Origin of the sequence: Pseudomonas sp. B3(2017), from assembly GCF_002113595.1 — a bacterium.
Lineage (GTDB): Bacteria > Pseudomonadota > Gammaproteobacteria > Pseudomonadales > Pseudomonadaceae > Aquipseudomonas > Aquipseudomonas ekonensis.
Map to the genome: position 1 here is coordinate 33,325 of NZ_NEIU01000033.1, position 6,440 is coordinate 39,764.

Sequence of the window (6,440 nt, forward strand, 5' to 3'; positions counted from 1 at the left end):
ATCACCGGTGCCTGACCCGCCGCCATCGCTGGCAAGCCAGCTCCCACAGGTTACGAGTCGCTCTCAAATACGAGGTTGAACCCAAACACTGTGGGAGCTGGCTTGCCAGCGATGAGGCCGGTCCATCCAGCATCACCGCTCGCTCACAGCACGCAATGCGCCGGATCCAGCCGCTCGCGCAGGAACTCGATCAGCGCCTGCACCGGCCGCGATGTCTGGCGGTGCTGCGGGTACACCGCCGACAGCGTCAGCGGCTCGGGCCGGAACTCGTCCAGCACCGGCACCAGCCGCCCGTCCTTCAGCGCCGAGCCCACGATGAACGTCGGCAGATACGTGATCCCCATCCCCGCCACCGCCGCGTCCCGCAGCAATTCACCGTTGTTGACCCGCATCCGCCCCGCCACATTCACCAGCAGCGGCTTGCCCGGCCCCGCGTTGAACCGCCACTGCACCGAACGGCCATGGCCGTACGGCAGGCAATCGTGGCCATGCAGGTCTTCGGGCTTGAGCGGCGTGCCGCGTTCGGCCAGGTAGGTTGGGCTGGCGCAGTACACCCGCTCGATGGCCGCGATGCGCCGGGCGATCAGGGTGGAGTCTTCCAGCACACCGATGCGCAGCGCCAAGTCGTAGCCCTCGCCCAGCAGGTCCACCGGTCGGTCGCTCAGGTCCACCTCCACCGTGACCTCCCGGTAGCGCTGCAGGAACTGCGGCAGCAGGCACCCCAGATGCGCCACGGCAAACGACAGCGGCGCGCTGAGGCGAAGGGTGCCGCGCGGTTCGGCGGTCTGCCCGGCGATGCCTTGCTCGACCTGTTCCACTTCGCCAAGCAGGCGCAGCGCCGATTCGTAGTAGCTTTGCCCCAGCGGCGTGACGTCCAGGCGCCGGGTCGAGCGGTTGAGCAGGCGCACGCCCAGGCGCTCCTCCAGCTGCATCAGCCGGCGGCTGACGAACTGCTTGGACAGGCCCAACTGATCGGCCGCCGCCGTGAAACTGCCGGAGTCCATGACCTGGCAAAAGATACGCATGTCTTCAAAGGGGTTCATTGTCACTCCATGGTGGACAGTCAAACGCTTTATAGCCGCTTTTTCACTTCCTGGCACTTCAATAATCTGTGTCCACGGTGTTGCTGAGGTCGAACCCCAGCGCCGCAGCAGCCCGATCCCACAACAGAAAACGCCAACGATTGAAAAAGGAATTGACCATGAGCCTCAAGCACACCCTCACCGCCTCCCTCCTCGCCCTGTCCATCGGCAACGCGTTCGCCGCCGGCAGCCCCGGTGTCGAGCACAACACCCAGGCGTTCCTCGACGCCCTCGCCGCCGGCGGCGGCAAACCGCTGGAGCAACTGAGCCCCAAAGACGCCCGCGCGGTGCTGACCGGCGCCCAGGCGTCGGTGAAGGTCGACCTGTCCGGCGTTGAAGTCAGCGACAAGGCAATCAAGGCCGACGGCCAGACGATCAACCTGAAGGTGGTGCGCCCGGCCCAGGCCAAAGGCGATTTGCCGGTGTTCATGTTCTTCCACGGCGGCGGTTGGGTGCTGGGCGACTTCCCGACCCACCAGCGCCTGATCCGCGACCTGGTGGTCGGCTCCGGTGCCGTCGCGGTGTACGTCGACTACACGCCGTCGCCGGAAGCCCACTACCCGACCGCGATCAACCAGGCCTACGCCGCCACGAAATGGGTGGCCGAGCACGGCCGGGAGATCGGCGTGGACGGCAAGCGCCTGGCGGTGGCCGGCAACAGCGTCGGCGGCAACATGGCGGCGGTGGTCGCTTTGAAGGCCAAGGAACAGAACACCCCGGCCCTGCGCTTCCAACTGCTGATGTGGCCGGTGACCGATGCCGGGTTCGATAACGGCTCGTACCGCCAGTTCGCAGAAGGCCACTTCCTGACCAGGGGCATGATGCAGTGGTTCTGGGACAACTACACCACCAACCCGGCCGAGCGTGCGCAGATCCATGCCTCGCCGCTCAACGCCAGCGCCGACCAGCTCAAGGGCCTGCCCGCCGCGCTGGTGCAGACCGCCGAATTCGACGTGCTGCGCGACGAAGGCGAAGGCTACGCCCGTCACCTGGATGCGGCCGGCGTGCCGGTGACGTCGGTGCGCTACAACGGGATGATCCACGACTTCGGCCTGCTCAACCCGCTGAGCCAGATCCCGGAAGTCAAGGCGGCGGTGCGCCAGGCTGCGGCGGAACTCAAGACCCACCTGAACTGACAGCCTTTCATCACGCAAAAAAATGCCCGCCAATGGCGGGCATTTTCGTTGCCGCTTACTTCGAGGTGAACTTGGTGTAGCTGTTGATCAGGTTGCGGTAGTTCGGCAGGCGCTCGGACAGCAGGTTGGCCAGGCCCTCCATGTCGTTGCGCCAGTCGCCCTGCAGCTCGCAGGCCACGGCGAACCAGTTCAGCAGGTGCGCGCCGGCGGCCGACATGCGTGCCCAGGCGGCCTGTTGCACGGTTTCGTTGAAGGTGCCGGAAGCGTCGGTCACCACGAACACTTCGAAGCCTTCAGCGATGGCCGACAGGGTCGGGAACGCCACGCACACGTCGGTCACCACGCCGGCGATGATCAGTTGCTTGCGGCCGGTGGCCTTGATCGCCTTGACGAAGTCTTCGTTGTCCCAGGCGTTGATCTGGCCAGGACGGGCGATGAACGGCGCGTCCGGGAACTGCGCCTTGAGCTCCGGCACGATCGGGCCGTTCGGGCCGCTGTCGAAGCTGGTGGTGAGGATGGTCGGCAGCTTGAAGAACTTGGCGATGTCGCCCAGGGCCAGCACGTTGTTCTTGAACTCGTTGGGCGAGAAATCCTGCACCAGCGAGATCAGGCCGGTCTGGTGGTCAACCAGCAGCACAACGGCATCGTCTTTGTTCAGGCGTTTGTAGGGAACGTTGCTCATGTGAAACTCCTCGGTGGATGGTTGTTGCGGGCAGCGCCGGTCCTGCGGGCCGACGCCGGGTTGTCAGGGTCAGAACGCGAAGCAGGAACAGCCGAACGCGCCCCAGAAGCCGGCGAAGTCGCTGACCGGCACGTTGGACATCCGCGCCTTCTCATGGCTGTGGGTGTGCACGGCGCACGGGCCGCTGCACTGGTGCACCTGCGCCTGCAACGGCGCGTTCGGGCGCCAGTGGCCGGGGACCTTCGCCACCGGCGACCAGTCCGGCAGCACCGGCAGGCCGGCAGGACCGAGCGTGTCGAAATCGCCGGCGCCGTAGACGATCTTGCCGCCGACCACGGTCAGCACCGATTCGATCCACTTGATGGCCTCTTCCTCGACGCTGAAGAAGTCCGCGCTCAAGGCCGCCAGATCCGCCAGTTGCCCGACCTTGATCCGGCCCTTCTTGCCTTGCTCGGAGGAGAACCAGGCGCTGCCGTGGGTGAACAGTTCCAGCGCGGTCTCGCGGGGCAAGCCCTCTTCGTACAGCGCCAGCCCGCCGACGGTGCGGCCGCTGACCATCCAGTACAGCGAGGTCCATGGGTTGTAGCTCGACACCCGCGTCGCGTCGGTGCCGGCGCCCACCGGAACGCCTTCGGCCAGCATGCGCTTGATCGGCGGCGTGGATTCGGCGGCCTGCTTGCCGTAGCGGTCGACGAAGTATTCGCCCTGGAACGCCATGCGGTCCTGGATCGCGATGCCGCCGCCCAGCGCCCTCACCCGCTCGATGTTCTGCGGGGTGATAGTTTCGGCATGGTCGAAGAACCACGGCAGACCGTTGAACGGGATGTCGCGGTTGACCTTCTCGAACACGTCCAGCATGCGGCTGATGGATTCGTTGTAGGTGGCGTGCAGCCGGAACGGCCAGCGCTGCTCGACCAGGTGGCGCACCACCGGCTCCAGTTCCTGCTCCATGGTCTGCGGCAGGTCCGGGCGCGGTTCGAGGAAGTCTTCGAAGTCCGCCGCCGAGAACACCAGCATCTCGCCGGCGCCGTTGTGCCGCAAAAAGTCATCGCCCTGGTGCAGCTTGACGCTGCCGGTCCAGTTCTTGAAGTCGGTGAGCTCTTCCTTCGGCTTCTGGGTGAACAGGTTGTAGGCGATGCGCACGGTCAGTTGACCGTCCTTGGCCAGTTGCTCGATCACCTGATAGTCGTCGGGGTAGTTCTGGAAGCCGCCGCCGGCGTCGATGGCGCTGGTCAGGCCCAGGCGGTTGAGCTCGCGCATGAACTGACGGGTCGAGTTGACCTGGTACTCCAGCGGCAGCTTCGGCCCCTTGGCCAGGGTCGAGTACAGGATCATCGCGTTGGGCCGCGCCACCAGCATGCCGGTCGGGTTGCCGTTGGCGTCGCGCACGATCTCGCCGCCCGGCGGGTTCGGCGTGTCACGGGTGTAGCCGGCCACACGCAACGCGGCGCGGTTGAGCAGCGCACGGTCGTACAGGTGCAGCACGAACACCGGGGTGTCCGGGGCGGCCTGGTTGAGTTCTTCGAGGGTCGGCATGCGCTTTTCGGCGAACTGGAATTCGTTCCAGCCGCCCACCACCCGCACCCATTGCGGCGTCGGCGTGCGGTCGGCCTGCTCCTTGAGCATGCGCAGCGCATCGGCCAGGGACGGCACGCCTTCCCAGCGCAGTTCGAGGTTGTAGTTCAGGCCGCCGCGGATCAGGTGCAGGTGCGAGTCGTTGAGGCCGGGAATCACGCAGCGGCCCTTCAGGTCCACCACTTGGGTGCCCGCGCCTTTGTGCGCCATGGCTTGGGCATCGGTGCCGACGGCGACGAAGCGCCCGTCCTTGATCGCCACGGCGCTGGCCCGTGGGTTTTCCCGGTCTACGGTATGAAATTGGCCATTGAACAGAATCAGATCGGCGTTCATCGCAGTTCCTTCGACATAAGTGAAACGGATCGGAACCCGCCCGCCTCAGCGCGGCGGGTTGGCGTTGGATTCGTGGTGCCCGTGAGCCCGGCCGGCTTCCAGCCACGGCGCGAACAGGCGCGTGGCGCGGGGCATGCACACGTACACCACCGACAGCACGATGGTCAGGGTGATCAGGAAGGTCGCCACCACGTAGTTGGAGAGAAAGGCGTTGAGCTTGAGCAACGGCCCCCAGATCAGCGGCACCAGCAAGGTGTGCGGCAGAATCACCAACAGCGTCACCACCGCCTGCTTCCAGCGCGGCGGCGGCGAAGCGGCGTCGGCCAGCGGCGCGAACCAGAACTCGTTGACCGGGTTGACCTCGGTCTGGTCGCCGTCGGCCAGCATCGGCGCGGCCTCCTCCACCAGCGCCTGGCGCTGGGGCGAATCGAGCCAGCGCTGCATCGCTTCGGTGGAGCAATAGCGCAGCACGCAGGTGAACAGCGCAAGCCCCCCTTGGCGGCTGCGCATCACGTCCACGCCCAGGTGGCCTTCCTCGCGGCCCGCCACGCTGACGATGTTGCGCAGCCAGGCCTCATAGGGCTGTTCGAAACCGGCCTTGACCCGATGCTTGATGATCAGGGTCACCACTTCATCGGTGCCCGGTTTCTTGGCGGATTGGGTTTCAGGCATAACGGAGCACTCCGGACAAACGGGCACCGAACGCCAGCCGCCCGGGACCGGCGATCAGCACCGTGGAAAAGAGGATCAGCAGCAGCCAGCCGAACTGCCCCTCGGCCACACTCCATTGCGGGTGCACCAGCAGCAGCGCCACCAGCAGCACAAACAGAATAGGCAAGCAGGCCAATCGCGCCAGGACACCGGCGACGATCAGCAGCGGGCAGAGGACTTCGGCGAAGATCGCCAGCAGCAACGTGAGGTGGGGGCCGAGCCGGAACGGGTCTTCGATCAGTTGCAACTGCTCGCTGAAGTGCAGCAGCTTGGGCAAGCCGTGCACCCACAGCAGGAACAGCCCGCCGGCCGTCCGCAGGAACAGCAAGCCGAGGCTTTGCGCCTGTTCATCCCGTTGCGAAGCGTTCATGGCACAGCCCTTGATCAATCATTGGGCTGGATGATGAACCGCCGGGATGAAGAAAAATTGAATGGACGTGCTCTCTTGGCCCACCGCATCTGTGTTGCGCACACAGCCCTGTAGGAGCCAGCCTGCTGGCGATGGCGGCGTGTCAGCCGGCATCACATTCGACTGACCCACTGCTATCGCCAGCAGGCTGGCTCCCACAGGTTTTTGCGTCTGGTCAAAGGGCCGCGTCGGCCTTCAGCTCCAGGCTGTCCAGCACCCGGTTCACCGCCAGCTCGCCGAGCATGATCAGTTGCGCGATGCCTTGCGCCGTGTGCCGGTGCTGGCCGTCCAGCAGCCCCGCAAAGTTGTTGGCCATAACCTTGGCCGAAGTCAGGGTCTCGCAGGCGTCGGCCAGCAGTTCCTCGTTGTCGGCGGCGGGGGCGATGGCGTAGAGCTTGCTGATCTTGAGCGCGGGTTCAGGGACGAACATCGGGTTGAGGTAATGGTCGAGGGCGCGCTCGGCGGCTTCGTTGAGCTTGCGCGAGTCGGGGGATTCGTAGGGGGACGTGGGG

At 65.7% G+C, this 6,440-nt stretch carries 7 protein-coding genes; 1 reads left to right on the top strand and 6 read right to left on the bottom strand.

The window, feature by feature from the left end; all coding sequences use genetic code 11:
• Window positions 1-143: 143 nt before the first annotated feature.
• Window positions 144-1,043, bottom strand: a complete 900-nt coding sequence (locus CAG33_RS27700) for a LysR family transcriptional regulator (protein ID WP_085586849.1) — start codon at window positions 1,041-1,043, stop codon at window positions 144-146.
• Between the two features lie 158 nt (window positions 1,044-1,201).
• On the opposite strand from CAG33_RS27700, the gene CAG33_RS27705 reads away from it, so the two are divergent.
• Window positions 1,202-2,218, top strand: coding sequence for an alpha/beta hydrolase (locus CAG33_RS27705; RefSeq protein WP_085641237.1), 1,017 nt, complete (start codon window positions 1,202-1,204; stop codon window positions 2,216-2,218).
• A 55-nt stretch (window positions 2,219-2,273) separates the two neighbouring features.
• On the opposite strand, the gene ycaC is transcribed toward CAG33_RS27705, so the two are convergent.
• The 5 genes from ycaC to CAG33_RS27730 all read right to left on the bottom strand — a co-directional run.
• Window positions 2,274-2,900, bottom strand: coding sequence for an isochorismate family cysteine hydrolase YcaC (gene ycaC, locus CAG33_RS27710; RefSeq protein WP_085586847.1), 627 nt, complete (start codon window positions 2,898-2,900; stop codon window positions 2,274-2,276).
• A 69-nt stretch (window positions 2,901-2,969) separates the two neighbouring features.
• Window positions 2,970-4,808, bottom strand: coding sequence for an amidohydrolase (locus CAG33_RS27715; RefSeq protein WP_085633790.1), 1,839 nt, complete (start codon window positions 4,806-4,808; stop codon window positions 2,970-2,972).
• Between the two features lie 45 nt (window positions 4,809-4,853).
• Window positions 4,854-5,480 carry an antibiotic biosynthesis monooxygenase gene (locus CAG33_RS27720; protein WP_085633792.1) on the bottom strand — a complete coding sequence of 209 codons (627 nt, stop codon included), beginning with the start codon at window positions 5,478-5,480 and terminating at the stop codon, window positions 4,854-4,856.
• Window positions 5,473-5,889 (bottom strand): DoxX family protein, encoded by a 417-nt coding sequence (locus CAG33_RS27725; RefSeq protein WP_085586844.1) that lies wholly within the window; start codon window positions 5,887-5,889, stop codon window positions 5,473-5,475. Before CAG33_RS27725 ends, CAG33_RS27720 begins: the two co-directional genes overlap by 8 nt.
• A 214-nt stretch (window positions 5,890-6,103) precedes the next feature.
• Window positions 6,104-6,440: DUF6124 family protein (locus CAG33_RS27730; protein ID WP_085641238.1), on the bottom strand; the 337-nt coding region annotated here is incomplete at its 5' end.